24 protein-coding genes and 1 pseudogene are annotated in these 25,770 nt (G+C 41.3%); 13 read left to right on the top strand and 12 right to left on the bottom strand.

The genetic code is table 11. The annotated features are described in order from the left end of the window. Positions 1-38: 38 nt before the first annotated feature. The 3 genes from trmFO to HCR01_RS25275 all read right to left on the bottom strand — a co-directional run bounded on the left by trmFO (position 39) and on the right by HCR01_RS25275 (position 4,077). On the bottom strand, positions 39-1,352 hold the full coding sequence (gene trmFO, locus HCR01_RS25265; protein ID WP_193198830.1) for an FADH(2)-oxidizing methylenetetrahydrofolate--tRNA-(uracil(54)-C(5))-methyltransferase TrmFO: 1,314 nt from the start codon (positions 1,350-1,352) through the stop codon (positions 39-41). A 263-nt stretch (positions 1,353-1,615) separates the two neighbouring features. Then, on the bottom strand, positions 1,616-2,911 hold the full coding sequence (locus tag HCR01_RS25270; RefSeq protein ID WP_193198831.1) for an NAD(P)/FAD-dependent oxidoreductase: 1,296 nt from the start codon (positions 2,909-2,911) through the stop codon (positions 1,616-1,618). 911 nt (positions 2,912-3,822) lie between these two features. Next, complete coding sequence (locus HCR01_RS25275) at positions 3,823-4,077, bottom strand: hypothetical protein (RefSeq protein WP_193198832.1); 255 nt, start codon at positions 4,075-4,077, stop codon at positions 3,823-3,825. Positions 4,078-4,322: 245 nt separating this feature from the next. Here HCR01_RS25275 and HCR01_RS25280 point away from each other — a divergent pair, with 245 nt between their 5' ends. The 4 genes from HCR01_RS25280 to HCR01_RS25295 all read left to right on the top strand — a co-directional run bounded on the left by HCR01_RS25280 (position 4,323) and on the right by HCR01_RS25295 (position 8,018). Next, on the top strand, positions 4,323-6,482 hold the full coding sequence (locus tag HCR01_RS25280) for a Tex family protein (protein WP_193198833.1): 2,160 nt from the start codon (positions 4,323-4,325) through the stop codon (positions 6,480-6,482). A 100-nt stretch (positions 6,483-6,582) separates the two neighbouring features. Beyond that, complete coding sequence (locus tag HCR01_RS25285) at positions 6,583-6,924, top strand: 2Fe-2S iron-sulfur cluster-binding protein (protein ID WP_193198834.1); 342 nt, start codon at positions 6,583-6,585, stop codon at positions 6,922-6,924. Positions 6,925-7,256: 332 nt separating this feature from the next. Then, positions 7,257-7,655 (top strand): phage holin family protein, encoded by a 399-nt coding sequence (locus HCR01_RS25290; RefSeq protein WP_193198835.1) that lies wholly within the window; start codon positions 7,257-7,259, stop codon positions 7,653-7,655. Positions 7,656-7,826: 171 nt separating this feature from the next. Further along, on the top strand, positions 7,827-8,018 hold the full coding sequence (locus HCR01_RS25295) for a YqaE/Pmp3 family membrane protein (protein WP_162397657.1): 192 nt from the start codon (positions 7,827-7,829) through the stop codon (positions 8,016-8,018). Between the two features lie 235 nt (positions 8,019-8,253). Here the strand turns inward: HCR01_RS25295 and HCR01_RS25300 are convergent, their stop codons facing one another. Beyond that, positions 8,254-9,054: a histidine kinase gene (locus HCR01_RS25300; RefSeq protein ID WP_193198836.1), complete on the bottom strand. Its 801-nt coding sequence runs from the start codon at positions 9,052-9,054 to the stop codon at positions 8,254-8,256. A gap of 219 nt (positions 9,055-9,273) precedes the next feature. Here HCR01_RS25300 and HCR01_RS25305 point away from each other — a divergent pair, with 219 nt between their 5' ends. The 5 genes from HCR01_RS25305 to HCR01_RS25325 all read left to right on the top strand — a co-directional run bounded on the left by HCR01_RS25305 (position 9,274) and on the right by HCR01_RS25325 (position 15,118). Then, the gene (locus HCR01_RS25305; RefSeq protein ID WP_193198837.1) at positions 9,274-9,498 is read left to right on the top strand and encodes a hypothetical protein; all 225 of its coding nucleotides are present in this window, start codon (positions 9,274-9,276) and stop codon (positions 9,496-9,498) included. A 57-nt stretch (positions 9,499-9,555) separates the two neighbouring features. Then, entirely contained in the window at positions 9,556-9,891 is a 336-nt protein-coding gene (gene petJ / locus HCR01_RS25310; RefSeq protein ID WP_193198838.1) for a cytochrome c6 PetJ, read from the top strand. 18 nt (positions 9,892-9,909) lie between these two features. Next, a complete protein-coding gene (locus tag HCR01_RS25315) occupies positions 9,910-10,929 on the top strand; it encodes an aldo/keto reductase (protein WP_193198839.1) in 1,020 nt (339 codons plus the stop codon). Positions 10,930-10,997: 68 nt separating this feature from the next. Next, the gene (locus HCR01_RS25320) at positions 10,998-14,816 is read left to right on the top strand and encodes a tetratricopeptide repeat protein (RefSeq protein WP_193198840.1); all 3,819 of its coding nucleotides are present in this window, start codon (positions 10,998-11,000) and stop codon (positions 14,814-14,816) included. A gap of 125 nt (positions 14,817-14,941) precedes the next feature. Continuing rightward, the gene (locus HCR01_RS25325) at positions 14,942-15,118 is read left to right on the top strand and encodes a DUF433 domain-containing protein (protein WP_320073174.1); all 177 of its coding nucleotides are present in this window, start codon (positions 14,942-14,944) and stop codon (positions 15,116-15,118) included. Positions 15,119-15,209: 91 nt separating this feature from the next. On the opposite strand, the gene HCR01_RS39025 is transcribed toward HCR01_RS25325, so the two are convergent. Further along, positions 15,210-15,323 carry a DUF433 domain-containing protein gene (locus tag HCR01_RS39025; RefSeq protein ID WP_226889615.1) on the bottom strand — a complete coding sequence of 38 codons (114 nt, stop codon included), beginning with the start codon at positions 15,321-15,323 and terminating at the stop codon, positions 15,210-15,212. A 120-nt stretch (positions 15,324-15,443) separates the two neighbouring features. Here HCR01_RS39025 and HCR01_RS39030 point away from each other — a divergent pair, with 120 nt between their 5' ends. Then, the gene (locus HCR01_RS39030) at positions 15,444-15,599 is read left to right on the top strand and encodes a hypothetical protein (RefSeq protein ID WP_226889616.1); all 156 of its coding nucleotides are present in this window, start codon (positions 15,444-15,446) and stop codon (positions 15,597-15,599) included. Between the two features lie 148 nt (positions 15,600-15,747). On the opposite strand, the gene HCR01_RS25340 is transcribed toward HCR01_RS39030, so the two are convergent. Further along, the gene (locus tag HCR01_RS25340) at positions 15,748-16,002 is read right to left on the bottom strand and encodes a hypothetical protein (RefSeq protein WP_193198841.1); all 255 of its coding nucleotides are present in this window, start codon (positions 16,000-16,002) and stop codon (positions 15,748-15,750) included. A 214-nt stretch (positions 16,003-16,216) separates the two neighbouring features. Continuing rightward, on the bottom strand, positions 16,217-16,690 hold the full coding sequence (locus tag HCR01_RS25345) for a DUF4385 domain-containing protein (RefSeq protein ID WP_193198842.1): 474 nt from the start codon (positions 16,688-16,690) through the stop codon (positions 16,217-16,219). Between the two features lie 77 nt (positions 16,691-16,767). Here HCR01_RS25345 and HCR01_RS25350 point away from each other — a divergent pair, with 77 nt between their 5' ends. Next, positions 16,768-17,235 (top strand): VOC family protein, encoded by a 468-nt coding sequence (locus tag HCR01_RS25350; RefSeq protein WP_193198843.1) that lies wholly within the window; start codon positions 16,768-16,770, stop codon positions 17,233-17,235. Between the two features lie 43 nt (positions 17,236-17,278). Further along, a complete protein-coding gene (locus tag HCR01_RS25355) occupies positions 17,279-17,557 on the top strand; it encodes a hypothetical protein (protein WP_193198883.1) in 279 nt (92 codons plus the stop codon). On the opposite strand, the gene HCR01_RS25360 is transcribed toward HCR01_RS25355, so the two are convergent. The 3 genes and pseudogenes from HCR01_RS25360 to HCR01_RS25370 all read right to left on the bottom strand — a co-directional run. After that, positions 17,554-18,309: a class I SAM-dependent methyltransferase gene (locus tag HCR01_RS25360; RefSeq protein WP_193198844.1), complete on the bottom strand. Its 756-nt coding sequence runs from the start codon at positions 18,307-18,309 to the stop codon at positions 17,554-17,556. The two genes, HCR01_RS25355 and HCR01_RS25360, sit on opposite strands and share 4 nt — an antisense overlap. Before the next feature lie 74 nt (positions 18,310-18,383). Continuing rightward, positions 18,384-19,940, bottom strand: coding sequence for a metallophosphoesterase family protein (locus tag HCR01_RS25365; protein ID WP_193198845.1), 1,557 nt, complete (start codon positions 19,938-19,940; stop codon positions 18,384-18,386). Between the two features lie 165 nt (positions 19,941-20,105). Then, a pseudogene (locus HCR01_RS25370) lies at positions 20,106-20,213 on the bottom strand (PIN domain-containing protein); the annotation flags it as partial. Between the two features lie 527 nt (positions 20,214-20,740). Here HCR01_RS25370 and HCR01_RS25375 point away from each other — a divergent pair. Then, positions 20,741-21,712, top strand: coding sequence for a nodulation protein NodZ (locus HCR01_RS25375; protein ID WP_193198846.1), 972 nt, complete (start codon positions 20,741-20,743; stop codon positions 21,710-21,712). Between the two features lie 225 nt (positions 21,713-21,937). Here the strand turns inward: HCR01_RS25375 and HCR01_RS25380 are convergent, their stop codons facing one another. Both HCR01_RS25380 and HCR01_RS25385 read right to left on the bottom strand, forming a co-directional pair. Next, complete coding sequence (locus HCR01_RS25380; protein WP_193198847.1) at positions 21,938-22,471, bottom strand: GNAT family N-acetyltransferase; 534 nt, start codon at positions 22,469-22,471, stop codon at positions 21,938-21,940. A gap of 391 nt (positions 22,472-22,862) precedes the next feature. Further along, positions 22,863-25,391 carry a mannose-1-phosphate guanyltransferase gene (locus HCR01_RS25385; RefSeq protein WP_193198848.1) on the bottom strand — a complete coding sequence of 843 codons (2,529 nt, stop codon included), beginning with the start codon at positions 25,389-25,391 and terminating at the stop codon, positions 22,863-22,865. Positions 25,392-25,770: the final 379 nt, after the last annotated feature.

Below are 25,770 nucleotides of genomic sequence, written 5' to 3' on the forward strand. Positions count from 1 at the left end.
GAAGGCTGGGTGTTTCAGTTTCTATCTTCAAAACAGGTTTACTGATTTGCTTTCCAGGTTGCTAAATCAGCCAAAGAGCGATCGCGATAACGTCCGTAACGCTCCTGTTTACTTTTGATTTTCGCACCGAGTTCTGGAAAAACCCCAAAGTTGGGCGGCATTGGTTGGAAATGCTTGGGTGAAGCAGAACTAATAAATTCAAATAACGCCCCCATCATTGTTGTTGATGGTAAAACCAACGGTTCTTTACCTAAAGCTAATCTTGCTGCATTTCTGCCAGCTAAACAACCACCCGCTGCCGCTGCGGTGTAGCCTTCAGTCCCAATCAATTGCCCAGCAGCTAACAGAGTTGGGCGCTGCTTAAATTGCAGGGTAGGATGCATTAACTGAGGAGCATTGATAAAGGTATTGCGGTGCATCACGCCCAACCGTACAAACTCAGCATTTTCCAAACCTGGAATGAGCTGGAATATTCGCTTTTGCTCACCCCAACGCAGATTAGTTTGAAATCCTACCATATTCCAAAGTTGACCTGCTTTGTCTTCTTGTCGCAGCTGCACTACAGCATAAGGACGCTCCCCAGTTCGACTATCAGATAACCCCACTGGTTTCAAGGGGCCGTAGCGCATTGTGTCTTCTCCCCGTTGTGCCAGTTCTTCTATAGGTAGACACGCTTCAAAAAATTTCGCCGTTTCCCGTTCAAAATCTTTGAGTTCTGTTTGTTCGGCTTTACATAATTCTTCCCGAAACCGCAAGTACTGTTCTTTATTCATCGGGCAATTGAGATAAGCGGCTTCACCTTTGTCATAACGGGATGCCATAAAGGCAATATCACGGTTAATCGATTCTCCCACGATAATTGGACTAGCTGCATCGAAAAAGCTGAGGTACTCCATCCCCGTAAAGCGGCGCAAATCTTCTGCTAAGTCGGGACTGGTTAACGGCCCAGTTGCCAACACTACAATTCCTTCAGGAATGGCCTGCACTTCACCCCTACGAAATTCAATTAAAGGATGACTAGACAAAGTTTGGGTCAAGTCTTGGCCAAATTGTCCCCTGTCTACGGCTAGCGCTCCACCAGCAGGAACGGCATGTTCATCAGCTTTAGAAATAACTATAGAACCAAGTTGGCGCAATTCTTCGTGCAATAATCCAGCGGCGCGATCGCTTGCTATTGCCCCAAAGGAATTACTACACACTAATTCTGCCAGATGCTCTGTATGATGAGCAGGGCTGAAGCGTTTTGGACGCATTTCATGCAGAATCACCGACACTCCAGCTTGAGCGATTTGCCAAGCTGCTTCTGTTCCAGCTAGTCCACCTCCAATTACTTGTATTGGTTGTTGATGCATAGTTAATTTTTTAATTACTAGTTTCGTTAAAAATATTTACTGGGGATGCTATGTATATCAACAATGATAAGATAGTTCTTCATAGGATAGACATTTTGAATCAGCTGCTTGAGAGTTGCTCAGGTAATGATCAAGAGCCTTGGCGATGGGCTGCGCCCCGCTGGAAGCGATCGCAAGTCCAGTAGATATGAGTCAGCTAATTAACCAAATTAAACGGCGATCGCCTGCCCAAAACTGAGATTATTTGTCTAAAATTCTCCAAATCATAAAAACGATTTTTTCATAAATTCGTTCACATGATTGACAACAGTATTGTTATTCAGTGTGTCACTTACAAACTGTGAGTTGTTGAGAATCAAAAAGTCTTCGTGTTCAGTGGCTATTTTGGGAACCAATTTTGAGTAGTTTAAAACCTGCAACGGTTGGATTTTTGTAGCGCGATTAATGTGTGCTACTACGATGTCATCTGTATTGATATCTGGGAATATCAAACGTAGTCCTTGGAAAAACATCTTCAGTAACTCATCATCCGATTTTTGAAAAAGAGGGTCTTTGAAATGTATGTATTTAGGAAAATAGGTGATGTGTAGTCCTGCTGTTTCCTTTAACGCAACTAAGTTACTCATACCAATTACTCCTGTAAAAGGAATACGTTGGTCTGCAAGATTCACTACGTAATAAGGAACTAATGGTTTACGGGTAATAAGTGCCATGCAAATGACACCTAAATATTCCACTTGGTCGCTTGTACCTGCAACATTTACCAAATCTGGAGCTGTAATATGTTGCAGAAGATTGACTGGGCCAGTAAAAATTGCTTTGTCAAAATGCTCTTTTACACCATTGTGTTCAATCCACATCCCACCCCCTGGACAAGGTGCAATGTATTCAACTGTCGCACCTGTGCAGATATTACCGCCAGCAGCACTAATTAATTTTTCTAACTGGTCAAAAACAGTCTTGTAACCGCCCTCAACATAACCAAGTTGTTCTTTATGCAAAGATGAATCACGGGCTGAAAACAAACGTTTAATATAAGCCCAAATAAAAACAGCTGAGACACGCTTATAGTTTTCCCCAACTTTGGCTAACAGTAAAGGTTTCCAAAGCTTTTCGTATGTATTCCTGCCTGAAAGTTTCAAAAGCCAATCTTCAACAGGAATTTTCTCAAGTTTAAGCCAGTTTTTGATTCGTGAACCATACAATAGAGTGATTGCCAAGCGCATCTTTCCGATAAAAGTCAGCGGCGGAAAGCGCAGAAATTCTATGGTGTTACTGATCGAATACAACTTCTGATCTATATAGCATCCTGTGAGAGTTGGACGCCAACGTAGCTTATCCCCAAGTCCGATCTCTTTAATAAAATTGATTAAGTCTCTATCTGACGGTAAGATGACATGATAAAAACGATCCCAGACAAAGGGGCCGTAATCATAATGAGTGGTAAGTCCACCGAGTTGCTTGTTGCTCTCAAAGACAGTTATTTTATGACCTTGTTGTGAAAGACGGTAGGCTAAAGCTAACCCCATCATTCCGCCGCCGATAATGCCAATATTCATATATTTGATAGTAGACTTAAAAAAGTTTCAACAGGCTCACAGACTTATCTGCAAACTATGCTAGTAGCAGGGCTGATTAATTAATAATTTATACTCGTTTGAGTTTATATACGCTATCTTTTTAGATACGGAAATACCACGAAAAACAAGTATAATCTAATACTGGCATATTAAGTAAATGGCTTAATTTGATAGTCAACTGCTTTCTTTATTGATTTGTTCTCATTACATGTAACTTTTTGACTAGAGAATATATGTTTAAAATTTATTGTTACATGTAATTATCTACTAGATTACCATGAGAAAACAATGTTTCAAATTGACTGTTATACTTCATCAAAAATTTATCTGCTGATAATATCCTTAAACCAAATCTTCATAAAATAGATATTTTATTATATATAAATTTTTATATGTGAAAATTTGTACGTTTATTGGTAGTTAATATTATAAATAATTGAACTTTTAATCAAAGCTTTGTTGATATTAGCTTCAATAAAGCATTTTTGGGTATTGTACAGTAGCTTAGTGGTGGTGAGAATTGATCAAACAAACTACTCTGTGCTAGGGCAAGCTTTAGATAGCCTAAAAACTTCTCAAATGAAAGTACTAGTATGGTTAGTAACGGTCACAAAAGCAGTATCAACGGCTATAAAAACTATACAAAGAGAAAGGCGATCGCCTTGCTTTGTCAGTACATGAGTGATTTTTGGTAGATACAGTATCTTGTGCTACTTAATTGCGCCCATGATCACTGTGTACCCATTACTATTAGAAATGTGGTGGCTACTATTTAATCACTGCAATTTATGCCCCAAGAAATTCAACTTCCTATGTTAAACCTTTTAGTTATGTGTAATTTAATCCCAGGATTTTAGGTTCGAGATAAAATTAGGTTGTAGTAGGCAGTATTATTTAGTTGGTCTTGGTGGTTTTCCTGTAGCTTCAGTTTGTTTATACTCATTCTTCTGCAAGAGTCTGTTAGTGCTGATGAGTACAACAATCAACAGCACAAGCTGGATTTGCCAAGGTGCTAAAACTAAACTCAAAATCAAGCTGATAACTGCAAACACATCTGCAAGGTAAGCGATTTCATCATTACACTTTTTAAATAAATAGCCCGTTACTAAAGCAGTACACAGTGGAATCAAAAAAAACAAAGGCATTTATAATAACCTCTGAACTAAAGTCCGAAGGGTTTATCAAACAGATTGATACTGTTTGGAGAATCGTGGTTTATTTTACCTCCAAGAAGGTTTTAGGTACAATACTCCATTTGAAATAACAGTGTAATTATTCGAGATTACGCAATCATCTGGTAGATTAGCTTAAAACTTTAGGCTTGCGCCAAAAGGATGATCTAGCATATTACCTTTAGGAATAACATTTTCAATTTATATTTAGACACCCGATGCTGAACATTCCTCAATTACTCGCAACTGAACTAAATCTCAAACTCCATCAGGTGCAAAACGCGCTAGAACTTTTGGCGGAGGGTGCAACAATTCCCTTCATTGCACGTTACCGCAAAGAGCGCACCAATGAAATGAATGAAGTGCAACTGCGTGACTTAGCCGACAGGTATACTTACTTAACAGAAATAGAAGAACGGAAGTCGGTGATTTTAAATGCGATCGCCGAACAAGGTAAACTCACAGATGAACTCAAAGCGAAAATCACATCCTGTTTACAAAAAACTGAACTTGAGGATTTATACTTACCCTATCGACCGAAGCGACGCACCCGCGCCACCATTGCTAGAGAAAAAGGACTCGAACCTCTGGCGGAGTTGATCAAGTCACTGAATACAAAAAATGCTGTGTCGGCGTCATTGACGGAAGAAGCAGCCAAGTATATTTCGGAAACGCAGGGAGTTAAAACAGCAGATGAAGCACTTAAAGGTGCTGCTGACATCTTAGCGGAAGAAGTAGCAGAAAAAGCCGATTTACGCGCATATATCCGCGAGTACCTTTTAGATGAAGGTGTATTTGTCTCCCGGATCAAAAATGATTATCCCGAAGGTACAACCAAATTCGAGATGTACCGTAACTATCAAATTAAGGTAAAAAATATTGCTCCTCACAATATGCTGGCGTTGTGTCGAGGTGAAACTGAGAAAGTATTAAACTTTGAAATTACCTTTAATGAGGATGTAGTACTTTCGTATCTGGAAACGCAAGAGATAAAAACGAAAGTCCGTACAGTTCGGGATTTTTATCAAGCGATGCTGAAAGATGCATTCAACCGACTAATGAAGGCTTCCTTGATGGGAGAAGTGATTTCTGAGAAGAAAACCTATGCAGATATTGAATCAATCAAGACATTTGAAGCAAATCTGCGAGAGTTGCTGCTATCTGCACCAGCAGGGATGAAACCAACACTAGCGATAGATCCTGGCTTTAGAACTGGGTGTAAAGTTGCAGTACTCGACCAAACAGGAAAATTCTTGGAATACCAGGCGGTGTTTCCTCACCAAGCGGCTGAACAAAGATTGAAAGCTGCACAAACCATCAAAAATTTGATTGAGAAGTACAAGATTGAATTAATTGCTATAGGTAATGGTACAGCATCCCGTGAGACAGAGGAATTTGTTACCCAACTGCTGCAAACTACAGAACGTAAACCCATTAAGGTGATGGTGAATGAATCTGGCGCATCTATATATTCTGCTAGTAAAGTAGCACTAGAAGAGTTTCCCGATTTGGATGTTACCGTGCGCGGCGCTATTAGTATCGGTCGCCGATTGCAAGATCCCTTGGCGGAACTGGTGAAAATCGATCCCAAATCGATTGGCGTGGGACAATACCAGCACGATGTTGATCAGAAGTTATTGAAGAAGAAGTTGGAAGAAACTGTAGAAAGTTGTGTCAACTACGTTGGTGTGGATTTGAACACTGCTTCTAAGGAACTTTTGACTTCCGTCTCTGGGATTACAGGAACAGTTGCTAATAATATTGTCGCCTATCGTAACCAGCATGGAGCCTTTAAAAATCGCCGACAACTTTTGAAGGTTGCGAAGTTGGGGCCAAAAGCCTTTGAACAAGCGGCGGGTTTTTTGCGAATTCGTGGCGGTGATAATCCGTTGGATAATACAGCAGTGCATCCAGAGAGTTATTCTGTAGTAGAGGCAATCGCATCAGATTTGAGTGTGCCATTAAATCAAGTCACACAAATTGCCGAAAAACTTAAAAAAACTAACCTGAAGAAATACGTTACCGATACCGTTGGCGAACCTACATTGCGCGACATTCTTAGCGAACTGGAAAAACCAGGTAGAGATCCTCGTGCAGAATTTAAGTATGCCACCTTCAAAGAAGGAATTAAGGAAATTACCGATTTGCAGGTGGGAATGGAACTAGAGGGAATCATCACGAATGTCGCCAACTTCGGCGCGTTTGTTGATATCGGTGTGCATCAAGATGGTTTGGTGCATATCTCTCAACTAGCAGACAGATTCGTAGATGATCCCAAAAAAATTGTCAAAGTTGGACAAGTTGTCAAAGTACAGGTGTTAGAAATTAACGAGAAACTTAAGCGGATTAGTTTATCGATGAAAGCAGTTAAACAATAAGTTTATAAAGTTTGTAGTTAGTGCTTTAGCGAAGACAGCGCTAACTACAAGCCGTAAAATATCTTTAGGCTAATGATATTGACTTACCTAGAAACAGTTAATGGCAGTTTATCAAGTCCGACTCATCAATTCTGCACTTGGATTGGATCGCACCATTCAAATACCAGACGATCAATATATTCTTGACATAGCGGAAGAAGCTGGTATCCGTCTACCATCTGGGTGTAAGCAAGGTGAATGCTCTGCTTGTGTTGCTAAACTCATTAATGGTGAAGTTGATCAAAGTGAGCAAAAATTTCTGCGCTCAAATGAAATACAGGCTGGTTATGTTGTTAGTTGTGTAACCTACCCCTTATCTGATTGCACTTTAGAAACTCATCAAGAACAAGTGCTGTATAAATCAGCCCTTTATTATAAACCTGAAGCTGGAAAATCTGAGTAAGTTACGCACTATTTTATTAAATTAATCTTAAAATTTGCTTGGTGCGTTCAACAAATGTAATGCACTCTTGTGCCATTATCAACAAGCATAGGGTGGTAATTACTACCGACGGTAGAATCAACCTTTAAGTTAAAAGTAGATAATACCCACCTCACAAAAATCGCAATCATGACATTAGTACAAGATCTGAGTTTAAAGACTGCGTTCTATTAATAATCGGCCAAATGGTAGAAGCAAATTCTACCTTCCAAGAGAGGTTAAAACCTAGCACATAGCTGAAGATGATATAAGCACCTTACAAAGTAAATCTCTTTAGTTATTAGGTAAAAAGGATGTTGACACCATTTTTAACCGCGCTAGCTACAGCCTTGAGCCTGTTGATTGTTGATTTAGTTGTTCCGGGCGTTAACATTGCTAACTTTCCAGCAGCTATGATTGCTGCTTTAGTGGTTGGTTTGATTAACGGTTCCGTTAAGCCGGTTCTTTCTGCGTTGTCTCTACCACTGAATTTTCTATCGTTTGGAGCATTTTCGCTCGTCATCAACGGTTTATGTTTTTGGTTAGCAGCAGTGTTAGTTCCTGGGTTCTCAGTTCATGGAATTATCGGTTTTCTTCTCGGGCCAGTAATCCTAACTTTTGCTAACACATTCATTAACAACTACTTTGTTGAAAAAAATCTGTTAAGCAGCGGTAGTGATGTAAAAACCCAAGGTGAATTACCCTCAAGATAAATATCAATGGGAGTAGAAACACTAAATATTTCTATATCGTTATGTCTCTACTCCAAATAAAATCTCCGAATCAAGGTAAAATCTCCGAATCAAGGTAATTCATTAGATGGATTTTCTAATTCGGTATCTTCTAGAGAATGTAATTAAACAAAATCACAAAGTTGTAACATCATGAAATTAGTTCGCTTTCTTCTAGGTTTGGTAGTGCCTCCTTTAGGCGTTTTTCTCACAGTTGGAGTTGGCCCAACGTTAATTATTAACGTTTTACTCACCCTTTTGGGTTGGCTTCCTGGTAGTATTCATGCAGTTTGGGTGATTGCCAAGCATGAAGAACAACTTGATAGACAGCCTGGGACTTACTAATAACCAACGTAATTTGGGTAATGGGTACTTTTGCTAAAACCATTACCCATTTATGATTTTTAGGTTTACAGTATAAGCCTTTAAATTTAGTTCAAAATCTCTTCTCATTCTCAAAAAAAATAGGATGAGGGTTGCCCATCCTATTTTTTTATGCTATCTGATAAGTTAACTTTGTGAACCTTGTGTGCATTCGTCTTGACAAATACCATGTCGGGTTACTTTTTTTAGATGCAGTCTACTTGCGAACAATATCGTGCTCTTTATCAGCAGGTTCTTTTTCTTTGAACAAGTCAGCAGCAGTGAGGAGTAACTCTCTCAACGTTTGTTTGATCTGGCGTTCTTTTTTTGCTATAGATGTACCAGCTTCACCAAGTTTATCTTCTAGCTGCGATCGCTTTTGTTCTACCTGTGCAGCCATAGTTTCAGCCTGCGGACGAGCTTGATCATACCAGTGTTTAGCCTCGTCTAGATAATCTTGAACCTCCAAAGAACGTCCACCATAACGTGCAGCTAAGTTAGCTCGGACAATCGCTAGTTGCGCTTGCAGTTGAGCGTAGCGTTTCCTTAACAAGCTTACTTCTTCACTATTTTTGATGGAATTGACAGCAGAATCAATTGCAGTTTTTGTCCCATCAGTTCTTTCCTTACCCGTTTCTTCAATCTCTGCCAAAATTACATCAACCTCTTGCTGGAGTTGTTCCTCTTCGCCATCTAATTGAGCTTGTAATCTCTTCAAATCTGTCTGCGTTTTAACAATAGCTTCGTGTCTTTTACTATTAATCCCTTCTAACGCACCTTCAATAGAAGCTGTCACTTCTTCTTTGAGTTCAGTACCTTTTCCTTGAAAGTTCTCAATTACAGTAGATACAGCATCTTTAACAAGTCCACGAAGTTCACTTGAACCTTCTTTAAACTCAGAAGCTACCTGAGAAACTGCGGCTTTGACAATTTCTCGAACTCTCTCAGTTCTTAACTGTCCGGTTTCTTTGGCTTGTTGTAGGTCTGCTTGAATTTGTTGTTTGATATTGTTAGCCATCTTCAACTCTTTGGATTTAACTAATTGGGATAAAAATTTCTAGACATGATGCTATATACATATTATGGCGTAGGCTCTTTTGACCAGGTACTTCCTTTAGATAGAAAACTATAAACAACAAGATTCCTGACTCCTCTAAGAAATCGGGAATCTCAGGTGATACCATGTTGCTTATTTGTGAGATGATTAATATTTACTACTAGTAAGCGAGAGTAAGATATGTGGCTAGTAAATATTACTTGCTCCGGCGATGCCTGGAAGCGTTATGCCATTGACTTTAAGACAATGGCAGAGAAATATCAAGGCGAATTGATTAGTTCTAAAAAAATGCCCGATGGTACAAGGATTATGGCATATAAAATTGAGGATGTTAGTGATGCGGAAGCGTTTCAGGAAGATTGTGCAAAATTTGATGGATTTACAGCCGACTTTGAATCTTTGTAGTATTATTTATCACCTTTAACTTATATAAAAAACTAGTACAAAATTGGGAGAGGCTTGGTGAATAAATTACTAAAATTAGTATTAGTAACATTTTGGTTATTGACAAGTACTTTCGCTTTACCTGCTAGTGCAGCAGATATAGCTAACGGCGCACAAATTTTTAGCATTCATTGTGCTGGTTGTCATATTAATGGCGGTAATATTATCAGGCGCGGTAAGAATCTCAAAAAGCAAGCGCTGAAGAAATATGATATGGATTCAATAGAAGCAGTTACATTCATTGTGACTAATGGTAAAAATAATATGTCAGCCTATAAAGACCGCCTCTCTGAACAGGAAATTCAAGATGTTGCGGCTTACGTTCTAGAACAAGCTGAAAAAAACTGGCGTTAAACAATTAATAATTAAAATATGAACTTACCAATAGCAAGCCGTCTTCAATTTACCCCCGATTTAAACATTTGCCGGATTTTAAATGGAATGTGGCAAGTGTCTGGTGGACATGGACGTATTGACCAAAAAGCCGCCATTCAAGCTATGTTTAAATATCTGGATGCAGGCTTTACAACTTGGGATTTAGCAGACCATTATGGGCCAGCCGAAGACTTGATTGGTGAATTCCGGCGTCAACTAATTGCTACACGTGGAAAAGAGGCTTTATCTAACTTACAAGCTTTCACTAAGTGGGTTCCTCGTCCTGGAAAAATGACGAAAAAACTGGTTGAGGAAAATATTGATATTTCCTTAAGAAGGATGGATGTAGAATCCCTAGATTTGATGCAATTCCACTGGTGGGAATATCAGGATAAAAACTACCTGGATGCGCTCAAATATATGGCAGAACTGCAAACTGAAGGCAAAATTAAGCATTTAGCTTTGACTAACTTTGATACTGAACGCCTCAAAATTATTACAGAAGCAGGTATCAAAATTGTTTCTAACCAAGTGCAATTTTCATTAGTTGACCGCCGTCCTGAAGTGAATATGATTCAGTTTTGTAAACAGCAGGATATAAAACTTTTTACTTACGGCACAGTTTGCGGTGGTTTGCTATCAGAAAAGTATTTGGAAAAACCTGAACCGCGTGGTTCTGAATTAGCTACCGTTAGCTTGCGAAAATATAAGAATATGGTCGATGCTTGGGGTGGTTGGCAATTATTTCAAGAGTTGGTTGCTATTCTCAAAGAAATTGCTGATAAGCATAAAGTTAGCATTTCTAATGTGGCAGTGCGTTACATCTTAGATCAGCCAAGTGTTGGAGGTGTGATAGTTGGTGCAAGACTTGGTATCTCTGAACATATCGAAGATAACGCCAAAGTATTTAGTTTTAGTCTAGATGATGACGATCGCGATCGCATCAATGCAGTATCTCGCCAATCACGAGATTTGTACCAGCTTATCGGCGATTGTGGCGACGAGTATCGGCGATGACAATTAAGGCTTGAGGAATAGGATGATAATTAAGGTGAAGGTTATTGTGCAAACCATTGCTGCAAGCCATGTCCCTTAACTTTGCTTTCGCCCTCAGTCAACAGCAAACTTTTGAACTGCGCTGTAACTATGGCTCACGTCGCTTGGATAAAGCAGAGTTGGTAGCGCTGATTAATTCGTGTGAGCAAAATTACTATGCTCAACAAAAAGACAGTCTACCTGATCTCATCCAGTTGGGACGCCAACTTTATCAATGGCTAGATGGTAAAGAAGGATGGTTAAGAAAGTCGCTCAATGAAGCAGATGAGCAAACGATTTATCTGGATTTGATTCAAACCAGCGAAGCACAGGGGTTGAACCCAGAGACACAACGGGTAGCTTTGGGATTGGCACATTTGCCGTGGGAATTGCTACATGATGGCAGTGGGTTTTTAATAGGACGCCGGAATCTTTCCGTCTTACCAGTACGTTGTGTGCAGCGGCGTCAAACCCAAGTAATTGGCGTACAAAATCGCCCATTGCGGTTGCTGTTCATGGCGACTTCACCCGAAGATCCCAGAGTTCCGCCTTTAGGTTTTGAGCGTGAAGAAGCGAACATTTTGCAAGCAACCAAGGATCAACCTTTGGCTTTGATTGTCGAGGAAAGCGGCTCGGTTGCAGAGTTAGCCAATTTGGTGAAATCCTATCCAGAAGACTATTTTGATGTCTTTCACCTCACGGGACACGGGATAATTTATACCAAAAAAGATTACGGTTCTTTGCTGGTAAAAGGTGCAATACTGCCAGATAATACCCCTTGCTTCATCACTGAGGATGAGGTGGGGAATATCCAACTTACTACCGTCAATGACTTAGCTAGAGCCTTTCGCGGACGCTGGCCCCGTGTAACTTTTCTCTCTGGTTGTCATACGGGACAGGTTCCTAACAAAGGGACAGTACCCTCAATGGCGCAGGCATTGGTGAAGGCAGGGGCAGGTATAGTTTTAGGCTGGGCGCGTCCAGTGTATGACCGCACGGGTATTGTAGCAGCACAGGCACTTTATCAAGCTTTAGCGACGGGGGCAACTGTTGAAGCAGCAGTCAAAGCGGCGCAGCAGGAGATGATTAACCAAGAATGCACCGACTGGCATCTGTTGCGGATGTATCAAGATACACGCCCCATTGCAGAACTGGTGACACCGCTGAGAACAAGAAATCGTGAAAAGCTGAAGTTCGCAGCGCCAGAGCAAGAATTTCTGGATGAGAATAATCAAATCAAAGTTGCTAGTCAATTTGAGTTTGTCGGACGCAGACGACCTTTGCAACGGTGTCTCAAGGCATTGCGGGAAACCAGCGACCAAATCGGCGTATTTATTGCCGGAATGGGGGGACTGGGTAAAAGTAGCTTGGCAGCGCGGTTATGTACACGGGTGGAAGTGCAGCGTTCTAACTTTGCGCGAGTCGTGTTGATTGGCCCTCTGGATGAGATAGGTTTGCTGAATAAGCTTTCTAATAAATATGAGCGGTTTGCAGATGTGCCTGCACTTTTGAATGAACCAAAGGTGTCTCTTAAAGGACGGTTGCAAAACTTTTTTGAAGCAATAGAAAAAGAACACAACCAACCCTTACTGTTGGTGCTGGATGACTTTGAGCAGAACATCCCCATAGCTAATATTGAAGATGGCTCACTGCGGATGACGGCAGAAGCTTATGAAATTTTAAAGGCGATTTGTGCAGCATTGGCAGAAACCGGGGCAGAAAGTCGGCTGATTGTCACCTGTCGCTATTTGAAAGAAGACATTTTGCCACCTCATCGTCTGCATTTGGAATCTTTAGCAGAGATGAGCAGCAGTGATATTGATAAAATCTGCTTTCCCTTAGATAAAGAAGTTAGGCAACAGTTAAGAACTCGGCGGATTATTAAGATTGCCGATGGTAATCCCCGCTTGCTGAGGTGGCTATTGGAGGTGATTCAGCAACCAGGATTGGCGGCGGATGAATTACTGAATCGGCTAGAGGCGACTGAGCAGAAGTTTCGTGAAAATATTTTGGCACAAACTTTGCTGGATGCTTTGGAACCAGAAGAACAAAAGTTTCTCGCGCGGTTGAGTGTGTTTCATCTGCCTGTTACTTTTGAAATCATCAACGCTATTTCCCTCTTTTGCTCTCCTCTTCAAAAGCTTGTCAGCCTTAGCCTAGTCGAGTCCGCCACCACTTACCCAAACCAGCCAGCTAATTACCGGGTGACGACTATTTTAGAACCGTTACTAGAACCAGTATTGAGTGAAGAAGAGTGGCAAGCAAGCCGACAGCAAGCGGTGAGGAAAATCCATCAAGTTTGGTGGGAGGAGGTTAACAAAAAACTAGAAGCAAATGGACTGGAAATTGTGCGTTTGGGACTACTGGCAAGAGAGCAAGAAATTGCTGTTAGCGTTGGGGATAGTATTGCAGCCCATTGGGTGAACAATTCCCGGTTTGTGGAAGCTTTAGAGCTATGTGAGCAAATTCTGGTAGTTTTTCAAGACCACCGTATCTTGGGAACCATCGCCCGTGCGGAAGAGGTTTTGGGTTTTGTGCAAAAGGCTGTTGTTCATTTTCAGCAAGCCTTAGACCTGTGCCCTGAAGATGACTTAACAAGAAAAGCCACTACCCTTAACAACATGGCAGGCGTAATTGCCCAACAAGGAGAAATTGCTGGAGCGATCATACTCTACGAGCAATCTTTGGAAATATATAACCAGATTAGCGATGTCAAAGGTGAAGCCACTACCCGCAACAACATGGCACGAATAATCGCCGACCAAGGGGACGTTGCTAGGGCGATCGCACTCTGGGAGAAATGCTTGAGGATATTCAGACAGATTGGCGATATCAAAGGTGAAGCCACTACCCGTAACAACATGGCTCAGGTAATTGCCGACCAAGGGGAAATCGCTAGGGCGATCACACTCTGGGAGGAATGCTTGAGGATATTCAGACAGATTGGCGATATCAAAGGTGAAGCTACTACCCGCAACAACATGGCACGAATAATCGCCGACCAAGGGGACGTTGCTAGGGCGATCACACTCTGGGAGGAATGCTTGAGAATATTCAGACAGATTGGCGATATCAAAGGTGAAGCCACTACCCTCAACAATATGGCTCAGGTAATCGCCGACCAAGGGGACATTGCTAGAGCAATCAAACTCTGGGAGCGATCCTTGGAAATAAAAGAGCAGATTGGCGATGTCAAAGGTAAAGCCATTACTTTCAACAACATGGCTATGGTAATTGCCCAACAAGGGGGCATAGCTATAGCGATCGTACTCTGGGAGCAATCCTTGAAAATATTTGAGCAGATTGGCGATGTTAAAAACAAAGCCAATACTCTGGCAAACATGGCTTATTGGGTGAGTGAAAGAGATGAAGCTAGACAATTGCTAAATCTGCAAGCTGCTTCGGCACTAGGACAGGTTCGTGCTTATGTTGTTTTAGTGAGAGTTCTGAATAACTTAGGCGTAACAGATGAAAGCAATGGATTAGTTTACTTAGCTCAAGCAATCTGGCTGACACTGAGGATTGAAGTCCCCTTAGCAGATACCATTGAGTTAATTAATGTTTTATATAATAGAATTCCTCAAGGTGATGAACTCAAAGCTTTGCTAGGAGCAACGGCAATGTTCTTTTGCCAACTCAGAGGTGAAGGTCATCCCCAATTAGAAGAACTTCAAGAACGTAGTTTCGAGATTATATTAGGGGCGGCGAGTGCCCAACGAATTGAGACACAGGAAGCGTTTGATGCTTGGTTTGCTCAGCAACAGTTAAATGAGCCAGAATATTTCCTTCCCCGACTCAATCAACGCCTAGAGGAGATAGTTGAGGATGGGTGGTTATTTCACCGCAGTCAAGTTTCAACAGGCGGATAAGAGGAGATGCGATCGCCGCGTTACTCTTAAATTAATTGGCGACAATATAACCAGCTTATGCAATCCCTAAATATTACATTGCCAGATGCGATATGGAATCTCAACTAATATAAACTTCTCCCGACATTCTTTCTGGTACACCCGTTTTCTATGGAACTCGCGTACCATTACAAACATTAATTGATTATCTAGAAGCAGGCGATCGCCTCGACGACTTTCTAGAAGATTTTCCCACTGTGAGCCGCGCACAGGCAACAGCATTTCTCAATCAAGCAGGTGATGTGGTTAGTATTACACCGTAAAGTCAAAAATTCACTCTGCTGTAAAAGCAAATACCGCCCTTAACACTTCTGAGGTAAGAGTCGGATAGTTTTCTAGCACTTGTTGTTGTGTCTATCCCGTAGCAAACAAACCCAACAAGAACTCTACAGATAAACGAGTTCCTTTCACAGTCGGCTTACCTAGGAGAATTTTGGGATCTGAATGAATATACTGTCGCCAGTCCATAGTTTTTACTCCGACTAAGCTACAGCTATTGTTGCACAATATGATTTTTGTCGGCTTAGTGAAGGGGAGATGCGATCGCCGCGTTACTCTTAAATTAATTGGCGACAATATAACCAGCTTATGCAATCCCTAAATATTACATTGCCAGATGCGATCGCTAATGCTCTCAATGCTTATATTGGCGATCAGGAAGTTTCTTTACCTGCTAATGCCATTGTAGAAACTGCCCTCGAAGAGTTTCTCTACCAACGTGGCTATTTACCTCCACGAAAGTAAGGTTTATCCCTTACTCCTGCGCCAAAGGGAAGTGGATTTAAAGATACTTCGGTAAATCACGATAAAATTCTAGCTGAACAAGCGTTTTCACAGTCATTGCCACCAAACACACCTTGATGCCATCGCGTTACTTTTAAATTAATTAGCCTCAAGATTCATTCACAAAGCTCAGAGGTTCATTTGCGAAGCTCAAAGGTTCATTTGCGAAGCTCAAAGGTTCATCGACGAAGCTCAAAGGTTCATTCACGAAACTCAAAGGTTCATTCACGAAGCTCAAAGGTTCATCGACGAAGCTCAAAGGTTCATTCACGAAGCTCAAAGGTTCATTCACGAAGCTCAAAGGTTCATCGACGAAGCTCAAAGGTTCATTCACGAAGCCCAAAGCCTTGTCTGCGTAACGCACTCTCCGAAAGTCGCTCAATTGAAAGTTAATAGTGTCTTACTCAATACGGTTCGCATAAGATCCCCCCGCCTGCGGCGACCCCCTTTTTAAGGGGGTAAAGATCAGAAAAAGCCCCCCTTTTTAAGGGGGTAAAGATCAGAAAAAGCCCCCCTTTTTAAGGGGGGTTGGGGGGATCTTCGAGAGACAAACATGTTAACCGAACTGTATTGGTGTCTTACCCTACCTCATACATCTGTTTATGCTTGGCTAAAAGCTGGAGATATTTCTCATTTGTCTTTGCTTCTACCCACTTGGCTTTAAATATTGCCGCTGATTCCGCTTTAACTGGATCTACTTCGTAGGGTAAAATCTCTTTTTTAGAGCTTGTATTTTGCGAATCTTGTTTATATTTTCTGCCGCTTTTATGATTAGCATAACGGCGAGAGCGGGTATAACCCATTTGAATAAACTTTCTTGCCATATCTGCACCGACAAAATCATCTTGTTCTAAATAAGCAAGAAAAAGCTCGTAAATTTTCTCGCTCGACTCTTTGGCAATATCAGGAGTTTTGAACCGCCAGTAAGGAAGAATTTCTGATTTATAAGGTTCTACCAAAAGTACACCCTGCTCACCTTTGCCAACACGATAGAGTTCAGGATGTTGCCGAAAATCGATATTTGGAAAGTCTAAAGAATAATCAAATGGCATGGGAACTGTTTATGATAAATAATAAACTTTAAGAAAAAAGTTTAACTTCTATCTCAGTACAGAAATTTGGTTCTACTATGCTATCTAGCCCCAAGTCTGTTAACAGTGTCCTAGCTCCGGGTAATCTGCGTAAAGTGCATCACATTGCTCTCAACGTTAAAGATATGCAAGCTTCCCGGTACTTTTATGGCAGTATCCTGGGTTTGCATGAACTTGTTGGCGATGAAGTACCCGCAACTCTGCTTGAACTTGTTGCAGCGGGGAAAGTAGCCAATTTTGTTACACCTGATGGTACAATTCTGGATTTATTTGGTACACCCGATTTGACACCACCAGATCCAAATCCAGAACGGAGTTTCACCAGAGCATATCACCTTGCCTTTGATATAGATCCGCAGTTATTTGAGCAAGCGGTGGCAGTAATCAGAGAGAATCAAATACCGATCGCACACGGCCCAGTTACCCGTCCTACTGGTAGAGGTGTGTACTTTTACGATCCTGATGGCTTTATGATTGAAATTCGTTGCGATCCAGAAACTACTTAATTTAGGAGTAATAACAAAAGTGTCTACTTTGAGCGAGAAATCAATGCAGATATTTAAAGTAATCGAAGAGACAATCACAAAACCGCCAATTCCGCACGAACCATATAAGCAATCATTGAAAGCTTGGGCGATGTATTGTCTGCGAGACAAAGGTTTTAAAGTCGTTTACGCTCAAAACGCTGACTTTGCTATTGAAATTAAAGGCGGGGAAAAGCTGTATTTTAAAGTTTCAAATAATGCTGATGATTTAGACAATACTATTAACTGGATAGTTTGGGATAGTACAACTAAAAGCGCCAGCCTTATTCCACAAAAATCTTAAGCCTGCTTTTCAAATATCATTAAATGCTGCTGAGGTAACAAATTTTTGGTTTCGCGCCAAACTAAACCAGCAGCTTGCATCTCTTTGCGTACTTGCTTTTGAGTCATCTTATGCAGACGCTTAATCATAATAAAAGGATTTTCGCCCCGGTACTCGACCAGCGCCACCCTACCCCCTGGTTTAAGTGCTTTCACAATCCCTTGCATGACTTCTTGGGGATACTCAAGTTCGTGGTATGCATCCACCATTAAGGCTAAATCAATACTTGCAAATGGGAGGTTGGGGTTAGTAAGAGTTGCCAAAACAGGCTCAACATTGGTGATATTTTTCTCCTGTTTGAAAAACTCGATGATATCCAGCATTTCTGGCTGAATATCTACAGCAAACACTTTTCCTTCTGTTAACAACGGCGCGAGGCGAAAGCTCATATAACCTGTACCAGCGCCAATATCTGCGACTACATCGTTAGGTTTTAGGTTAAGCATACCGACTATCTTACTTGGTTGTTCCTCCGCCTCTCGATTGAGACGTTCTAGCCAACCTGCGCCTATGTGTCCCATAACTTGAGCAATTTCTCGCTCCATGTAGTATTTACCGATACCATCTGGACTGTGGATTACCCGTTGTTTATAAGCGGTGGGGGTTGACGAAGCAGCAATTGCAATATTAGCTGGGTTAAGTATTAAGACTCCCAGCATCACCAAGATAATTAGTATTGAAGATAAAAAATTAGACTTGTGATCATGTATCATATTCAGTCTGAAATGCAGCTTTGCATATAACTGTAGGGTATTGAGAAACGCAGAGGTTTAATTTTATTTGTTTATTAAATCACGAATGGTTCAAGTTCGCGGTTATGCCACTGTTCCCCAATACGCTCAGCTACTAAAGGTCTAATCACAAACTTGGGTGGACGACCATCTAAAACATCAATCCGCACACAGGAGTAAGGTAGTCGCTTCTGGAAGTTGTAGTCATGACGACCGACAAAAAGCATTGAATCAGCGACTTTACGAGTGGATTTACTGGCAATTTCCGTAAAAGTTTCTAGCAATTCAGTCCCCTCTTTTCTTTGATAGCGGGGACGATGACCACTCCCACCAGAGATAATACAGTTGATGTTAGAGTCAGCAAATCCAGTATTAACTGTGCGGAGATATTCCAAACAGTGCGCGTGACCGTTTAAAATCAAATCGACTATTGAACGCTCTTTAACTAGGGAACCAAGAGTTTCAGCTACCTGTTCAAACACCCAGCGCAGGCGATGGCGTACCGCTAAAGTTTGCGCCTGATCCCACTTGGTTGCTTCTGTGACGTAGGGGGGATGGTGGAAAAAGATGACGCGTCCGCGCACTTCGGAAGTATTCCAAGATTCGATCAGCCTGCTTCGCAACCAGTCAAGTTGTTCAAAGTCGATCGCAGGCATTTTGTGAGATGCTAATTGTTTTTCAATGTCGATTTTAATCTCGTTGATTTGGTCGAGTTTGGCACTAAGATCATCGAGTTGCTCAGCTTCGCTAGGCTTATCTGGATTGAGGCGATCGCATATTCCCAAAATCTGCAATTCTTCTTGATCTATCTCCTGGCGACGCTTTTCCAATTCCCGCCGATAAATTTCCCCCTCTTGAGTTGCAGGTAGAGGTGATGGTGTATTAAAGGTATTGGAATCCAAAGCGAAAAAGTCAATCCCGCCGTAACGAAAGGTGTAATAACGATTGGGTAAGCGGGTGAAATGTCCCGGTTCGTAACGTAAACAGCGCCCCGTATCGGTCTTAGCAGTATAATGCTCATCTAGGTGACGCTCTAAATCTTCTCCCTTATAGTCCAGAAACGCCCGTGCATAAGCATCACCTTGATATGATCCATGCCAACCAATCTCGATGTCTTTGTAGCGTAACAAGCGGCGCAGTGGTAACGTAGTTCCAGCCACCCATCGATACATCAGTGGCACATCATAATAATCATGATTCCCAAGCACTGGTAGAAACGGCAAATTAAACACCATGCGATCGTAGGGAATGCTTTTAGGGTTCTCGCCACCTACTATAAATTCCCGGTAAGGTTCGATAAAGTTTGTCCGGTAATACTCCTGAGAACCCACCACATAAATTACATCGCCTGTGTGTAATACAAAACGGCAATCCTCGCGGTGCGGAAGCATCATTTCAGCAACCTTTCGTTGAGGATGATGTCCGTAATGGGACTTAGTACCAGAATCACCAATAACTATAAACGAAAATTCTGGACTATCTTCCCTGCGATCGTCCACAACCATACAGGTTTGGTCAATTCCTCGTTGCACAATACTCGGATGCATCCACCGTACCCGTTCTTTCATCTTTTGAATTTTCACGGGAATTGGTGGATCAGAAATCAATTTCATGGCAAATGACTCTTGAATGCCTAACGCACAAGCTGATTGTAACGAAATAATAAGGGTTTATTTTAAATCTCGCCTTAAGGGGGTGCAGAGGGGCAGGGGGCCAATGAGAAAATTATTAACTCTTAACCTTGACTCTTGACCCTTGACTCAGCACTCCCAAACGCACTAAGGCAAATTTTCCCGCAGTAATGCCCGAAAGCCTGCCTGTTGAAAATGTTCATTAGTAGTTAAGGCTTCAGTAATTCCACTATATTCCATCACAATAAAAGATATGCGTTTACTGCTCGTACAAGTATTTATTAATGTTGGTAGACCAGTCAGGTGGCCCCTCTAAGCTGAGCGATCGCGCTGTTTGTAAAAATGCGCCAATTTTCAGCAAGAATCTTCCAACGCCTTACTGCTGACTCGTCGATTAAATATTTGACTCGTCAAAGGTTTGAAGCCGTGAACTGATACCATTTGAATGGTTGCTTGGGGTTCATGAACACAATATCAACGGCCAAGCTTATAAGTATCATTTATACTGTTACCAAAACTCTACCTGATTTTTGCAAAATAACCAGTGTTAGAATGTATCAACGCTCTAGCACTTAAAATTTTTACAGAAATACTATTAGATAATTTTATATATTAATTTATACCAATCTTAACTGGAACTTAAAATTTAAGTAGTAATTCCGTGCCGAAGTATATTTTTTAACTAAAGAATTAAAGCTTTTGTAAAAAGTTCTTATTTAGGCTTGTTTATTACCTAATTTTTAGATTAACTATCATTAGAAATCAAATAAACAGCAAATAGAATGACAATAGTGACAATACCAAAATCAACTAAAGATATCGTAAAGGAAGTGCTGAGAAATGTTTATGACAAAGTGCGTCCATCCTATTTTTCAATATTTAATTCTAAAAGATTTACTGTAACAATACACAACAATTATAGCGGTTTTTTTGCTCAACTAAATTGGTGTCTTTATATTTTATCTTTTTGTGAAGACAAAGGTTTAATTCCCGATATTTACTTGACTGGAGAAAACTATTTAGCTCCTGAATTAGGCGAAAATTGGTTTCGATACTTTTTTGAAGTTCCTGAATTGAGTGGAGGCAATCTTTATAAGACTTCACATAGCAAATCGATAAGTAATATCACGATTACACATATTTTACAACTACTTTTGCCAAGTGAACACTTCGATAAAATGACTGTATTGTATGCATCAAATCTTATGCAAAAATACATGCATATTAACCAATATATGCAGACAAAAGTAGATACATACTTCCAAAAATATTTTCAGGGTAAGTTTGTACTGGGGATACACTACAGGGGTACTGATAAAATAGTTGAGTCTCCGAGAGTTTCTTGGGAATATGTTAAGAAAGTAGTCAATAATTATCTCAATAAACATCCTAAAGTAGATTGTCTTTTTGTAGCCAGTGATGAAGGTGATTTTATTGATTATATAAAAAATGAATTTCAATTTATACCAGTTTTTAATCATGAAGATCAGCTAAAAGCAATTAACAATGAAGCTTTTCATCACATCAATTTAGGTAAAGATAATTTTAAAAAAGGTGAAGAAGCGCTGATAAATGCTCTGTTACTGTCTCGATGCAACGTATTAATCAGGACAAGTTCATTCTTGTCAGCATGGGCATCCATTTTTAACCCAGACTTACCAATAATTTTGTTAAACAGTCCAAATAAAAATACACTTTGGTTCCCAGACAAAGAATTGATGTCAAAATCTATGAACCAATATCTTATCGAATAGCACGAAGTTAAGGTGATTTTGTTAGGGCTGCGTGTGGGGTGTAAGGGGAACCCGTAACACAGATAGCCTTATTTGATAAAGTTTTGCAGCAGCCAATGCTGCGTACCTTTCTTGCGATGTCGCGGCTCGCCAGATTCTTGGCTACACTTTTTCTAAAAAGGCATATTCGCCAAGTGGGGGCAGATATGGCTGTGCAGGCATTTGTTATACGGCGGCTTAACCGATTCAATCTATGGTACGGCTCATGACATAAAGCTCATGCGTTTTAACTCCAAATTGTCTCGGTGGTGTTTTGCGGATCACTTCAAATCCCATTTTTTCCCAAAACCATAATCCTTGCTCATTTGCTTCAATCACAGACAAAGATACTTGCTTCACTCCGTGTGTCGATACCCAACGCTCAAATCCTTTATAAAACTGTGAACCTAAGCCTTTACCTCGCTGTTCAGGAGCAAGCATCATCAGCCCTAGCCACCAAGTTTTATTATCAGGATAGTGACGGATCGATTCAATCATGCCTAATAAAACATTGCGTGAGTCAAATAAACCAAAGATGTACTTGTCTTGTGTAGTTTTATTCTCCGGAACAGCGTCAAATTCATCGCGGGCAGCAGTTGGTGAAGGGGGTTCGCCATCGGTGAGGAGAGCAAACTCTTTACATTGCTCATAAAGGATCTGAAGTATTGCTGCATTTTCTCTCACTAAATGCTTTACTGAGTAACCGGAAAGCTCTAGCGAGACGCTTGTTGAATCATTCATATACTATAAATATTAATCTTATGTAAAAAATAGGGGTAAGTCTAAATATCACCTGTTATTGCAGTTTACAATAATACGAACTGTACCGCATCATGCTTGTTTTTTAAGTAAGAAAGCCAATGCGGTGCAAGTAAGTTGAGAGGTCGCACCTTGCTATAACCTTTATAAGTATGTTGCTTCCTTGCAAGTCAGAAATTTTATTGCTTACTTTTTCTTCTTACTTGCACTCAATTCCATAAGTAATTTAATGAGTATTACTTGATGGGCATTAATTAAAAACTATGTTAAGCGATCGCCTACTTACCCCATGCCATAAGTCCGATTTTCAAAACAGTTCTAGTGAATAGTTATTAGTTATCTGCGTTCACTGATAACTAATAACTGTTTGAAATTACACTTCAGCGGGGAGATATTCTTGTTGCCTCTCCACAAATGTTTGAACACGGGCGCGGTAATCTCTGACGGTATCATCTACCCAATCGCGATCGTTGCTATTTGCATACAAGTGTACCAGTGGTTCGCTGGCATCTGGTAGAACTAACAACCAACTGTCATCGTAGGGCTGGCAAATTTTCACCCCATCGATTAATTCTAGGTTTTGGGCTGGGTGAGTTTCGACTAAGTAACGCATGAGTGCGCCTTTAGCTGTCCAGGGGCAACGTACTGTATAACTTTTGTGAATTACACGAGGCAATTCTGAGCGGACAGTAGCGAGCGAGCGCTCTTGAATGGTCAGCATCTCAATCAGTTTAGCAATGCAGAACATGGAATCAAATCCCGGATGCAGTTGCGGGAAAATAAAACCAACATCTCCACTACCTCCTACCACCACATTCGGATTTTTCTGACAAGCTTCCATCAATGCTGCGGGATTAGCCTTAGTACGAATCACCTTACCATCGTGGCGACGGGCGACTTGTTCCACGCCACTAGAAGCATGAACTGGCACAACTACTGTGCCTCTGGGGTGAGCTGTTAACATCATGTCCACCATTAGCGCTGTTAACATTTCCCCACGAATCAGGCTTCCCGATTCATCAACTAAAATCAGTTGTTCCCCATTCGCCGTTACCTGAACGCCGAAGTTAGCTTTCAACGCCTCGACCACATGACCCAACTGAGTCAGCAGTGTTTCGCGGTCGGTTGTGGTTACAGCATTTTTATTAAGGCTGGCATTTAGCACCACCGCATCAGCGCCAAATTTATCTAACATTTGGGGTAACACTGCGCCAGATACGGCATAAACATAGTCAATTACCACTTTTGCCCGACTATTACAAAGAGTGGCAACATGCAACAGCTTCTCAAACGCAGTACAGTAACGGTCAATGACTTGGCTAGGGTATGATACATCGCCAATTTCATGAATTAGCGCCCGCCGCATATCTTCCTTAAAGTAAGCCCCCTCAATTTTCTTTTCTAGAGCTTTGGAGATATTAATACCCTTGGCATCCATAAATTCAACGAGAATGTAGTCAGGGCGATCGGGGTGTACCCGTACATGGATACCGCCATTAACCGACATTGTGGGTATAACTGTACGAGCTATGGGGATGGCTGTAGCATCGAGGTTTTGAATGTCAACACCTACTGACATCAAACCAGCAATTAGCGATCGCGTCACCATGCGAGAAATATTACGCTGATCACGGGAAACCGTTACTTTAGAGCCAGGTTTTAAAGTCGAACCGTAAGCAGCTCCCAACTTGACGGCAAATTCTGGGGTGATGTCGATATTAGCTAATCCTTGCACACCACGTTGCCCAAATAAATTTCGTTGAGCGATGTTACCCCAAATCAAGTTAATGTTTAAAATCGCACCTGACTCGATTTTCTTACTAGGCCAAACACGCACACCAGGGCTAATTTGGGCTTCTTCTCCCACCGTAGAAAGCGAACCTACTACAGCAGCTTCTAATACCTGAGCGCGACGGTCTACACGAGTCCCACGAGAAATCACACAGGCGCTCAGTTGTGCTTCATCTCCAATAATTGCCCCATTCCACACAATTGGACGCTTAAGATTGGCATCAGCGCCAATGGTGACATTATCGCCAATGATAGTTCCGTCTTCAATCTGTACTCTTGCTCCGATGCGGCAATTGTCGCCAATCACTGCTGGAGTTTCAATAATTGCCGTTGGATCAATAAAGGTATTTTGACCCACCCACAACCCGGCTGAAACTTCTTTGTAGGCAAAATCAAGTTGTACCTTACGAGCTAATGCATCATACTGAGCTTCACGATAAGCATCTAAATGACCAACATCGCACCAGTAACCTTCAGCAATGTAACCATACATTGGCTCATCTTTGGCAAGAAGCAAGGGAAATAAGTCTTTAGAAAAGTCAGATTCAGTGTTTGCTGGCAGATATTCCAAAACTTCTGGTTCAAGAATATAAGTGCCAGTGTTGACTGTATCGGAAAAAATTTCACTAGTAGAGGGTTTTTCTAAAAATCGGCGAATTCGGCTTTGCTCATCGGTAATCACCACCCCAAACTCAATTGGGTTAGGAACTCTAGTTAAAATCAAAGTTGCTTTTGACTGCTTTTGTTTGTGAAATTCAATTGCCGCTGTGAGGTCAAAATCTGTTATACTATCGCCGCTAATCACTAAAAAGGTTTCATCAAGAAGTTCGGCAATATTCTTCACACAGCCTGCTGTACCAAGGGGCTGGTCTTCTTCTACAGCGTAGGTCATCTGTACGCCAAAATCACCACCATCTTGGAAGTAGTCTCGCAGGACATCAGGTAAATAATGTAATGTCGCAATTACTTCTGTAATTTGATGTCGTTTGAGAAGATTGATAATGTGTTCGGCAATTGGTCGATTTAAGATAGGCACCATCGGTTTAGGCAGGTCGCAAGTTAACGGGCGAAGCCGCGTTCCCGAACCGCCTGCCATCAGTACTGCACGCATAAATCCTCCTTAACTATTTGCAGCATTCCCTGCGTCAAGACCCGTAAGACACGTTTCTTTGTTCGGCGTTACTGAATCAAAGTATGATTTGTCTTTCTGTTCGCGCAGCGTTCCCACAGGGTGCTTAACAAAGTGAACAGTTCGCGTTGCGTTCCGCAGGAAAGAATCTCATCAGATGCTCCGTTCCGCTTCTCTACGAGAGGCTGCGCCAACGTTGCACTTAGCATGACAAATTTCATTTCACACCCCAATTCAGTAACGGCCGTTCTTCTTTCTTTAGTCTCCTATGGATCTTGATATTTGAGGAACTTCCGCAAGATGCATCTGATGAGGAATAAGTATATCTACTTGTCAAATTCACCTATTTATCCAGATGAAA

The organism is Nostoc sp. MG11 (assembly GCF_014904695.1).
Lineage (GTDB): Bacteria > Cyanobacteriota > Cyanobacteriia > Cyanobacteriales > Nostocaceae > Komarekiella.

Coding starts and splice junctions, on each gene's coding strand:
- trmFO (WP_193198830.1), bottom strand. CDS start 1,352: ATGCATCAACAACCAATACAAGTAATTGGAGGTGGACTAGCTGGAACA.
- HCR01_RS25270 (WP_193198831.1), bottom strand. CDS start 2,911: ATGAATATTGGCATTATCGGCGGCGGAATGATGGGGTTAGCTTTAGCC.
- HCR01_RS25275 (WP_193198832.1), bottom strand. CDS start 4,077: ATGCCTTTGTTTTTTTTGATTCCACTGTGTACTGCTTTAGTAACGGGC.
- HCR01_RS25280 (WP_193198833.1), top strand. CDS start 4,323: ATGCTGAACATTCCTCAATTACTCGCAACTGAACTAAATCTCAAACTC.
- HCR01_RS25285 (WP_193198834.1), top strand. CDS start 6,583: ATGGCAGTTTATCAAGTCCGACTCATCAATTCTGCACTTGGATTGGAT.
- HCR01_RS25290 (WP_193198835.1), top strand. CDS start 7,257: ATGTTGACACCATTTTTAACCGCGCTAGCTACAGCCTTGAGCCTGTTG.
- HCR01_RS25295 (WP_162397657.1), top strand. CDS start 7,827: ATGAAATTAGTTCGCTTTCTTCTAGGTTTGGTAGTGCCTCCTTTAGGC.
- HCR01_RS25300 (WP_193198836.1), bottom strand. CDS start 9,054: ATGGCTAACAATATCAAACAACAAATTCAAGCAGACCTACAACAAGCC.
- HCR01_RS25305 (WP_193198837.1), top strand. CDS start 9,274: ATGTGGCTAGTAAATATTACTTGCTCCGGCGATGCCTGGAAGCGTTAT.
- HCR01_RS25315 (WP_193198839.1), top strand. CDS start 9,910: ATGAACTTACCAATAGCAAGCCGTCTTCAATTTACCCCCGATTTAAAC.
- HCR01_RS25320 (WP_193198840.1), top strand. CDS start 10,998: ATGTCCCTTAACTTTGCTTTCGCCCTCAGTCAACAGCAAACTTTTGAA.
- HCR01_RS39025 (WP_226889615.1), bottom strand. CDS start 15,323: ATGGACTGGCGACAGTATATTCATTCAGATCCCAAAATTCTCCTAGGT.
- HCR01_RS39030 (WP_226889616.1), top strand. CDS start 15,444: ATGCAATCCCTAAATATTACATTGCCAGATGCGATCGCTAATGCTCTC.
- HCR01_RS25345 (WP_193198842.1), bottom strand. CDS start 16,690: ATGCCATTTGATTATTCTTTAGACTTTCCAAATATCGATTTTCGGCAA.
- HCR01_RS25350 (WP_193198843.1), top strand. CDS start 16,768: ATGCTATCTAGCCCCAAGTCTGTTAACAGTGTCCTAGCTCCGGGTAAT.
- HCR01_RS25355 (WP_193198883.1), top strand. CDS start 17,279: ATGCAGATATTTAAAGTAATCGAAGAGACAATCACAAAACCGCCAATT.
- HCR01_RS25360 (WP_193198844.1), bottom strand. CDS start 18,309: ATGATACATGATCACAAGTCTAATTTTTTATCTTCAATACTAATTATC.
- HCR01_RS25365 (WP_193198845.1), bottom strand. CDS start 19,940: ATGAAATTGATTTCTGATCCACCAATTCCCGTGAAAATTCAAAAGATG.
- HCR01_RS25375 (WP_193198846.1), top strand. CDS start 20,741: ATGACAATAGTGACAATACCAAAATCAACTAAAGATATCGTAAAGGAA.
- HCR01_RS25380 (WP_193198847.1), bottom strand. CDS start 22,471: ATGAATGATTCAACAAGCGTCTCGCTAGAGCTTTCCGGTTACTCAGTA.
- HCR01_RS25385 (WP_193198848.1), bottom strand. CDS start 25,391: ATGCGTGCAGTACTGATGGCAGGCGGTTCGGGAACGCGGCTTCGCCCG.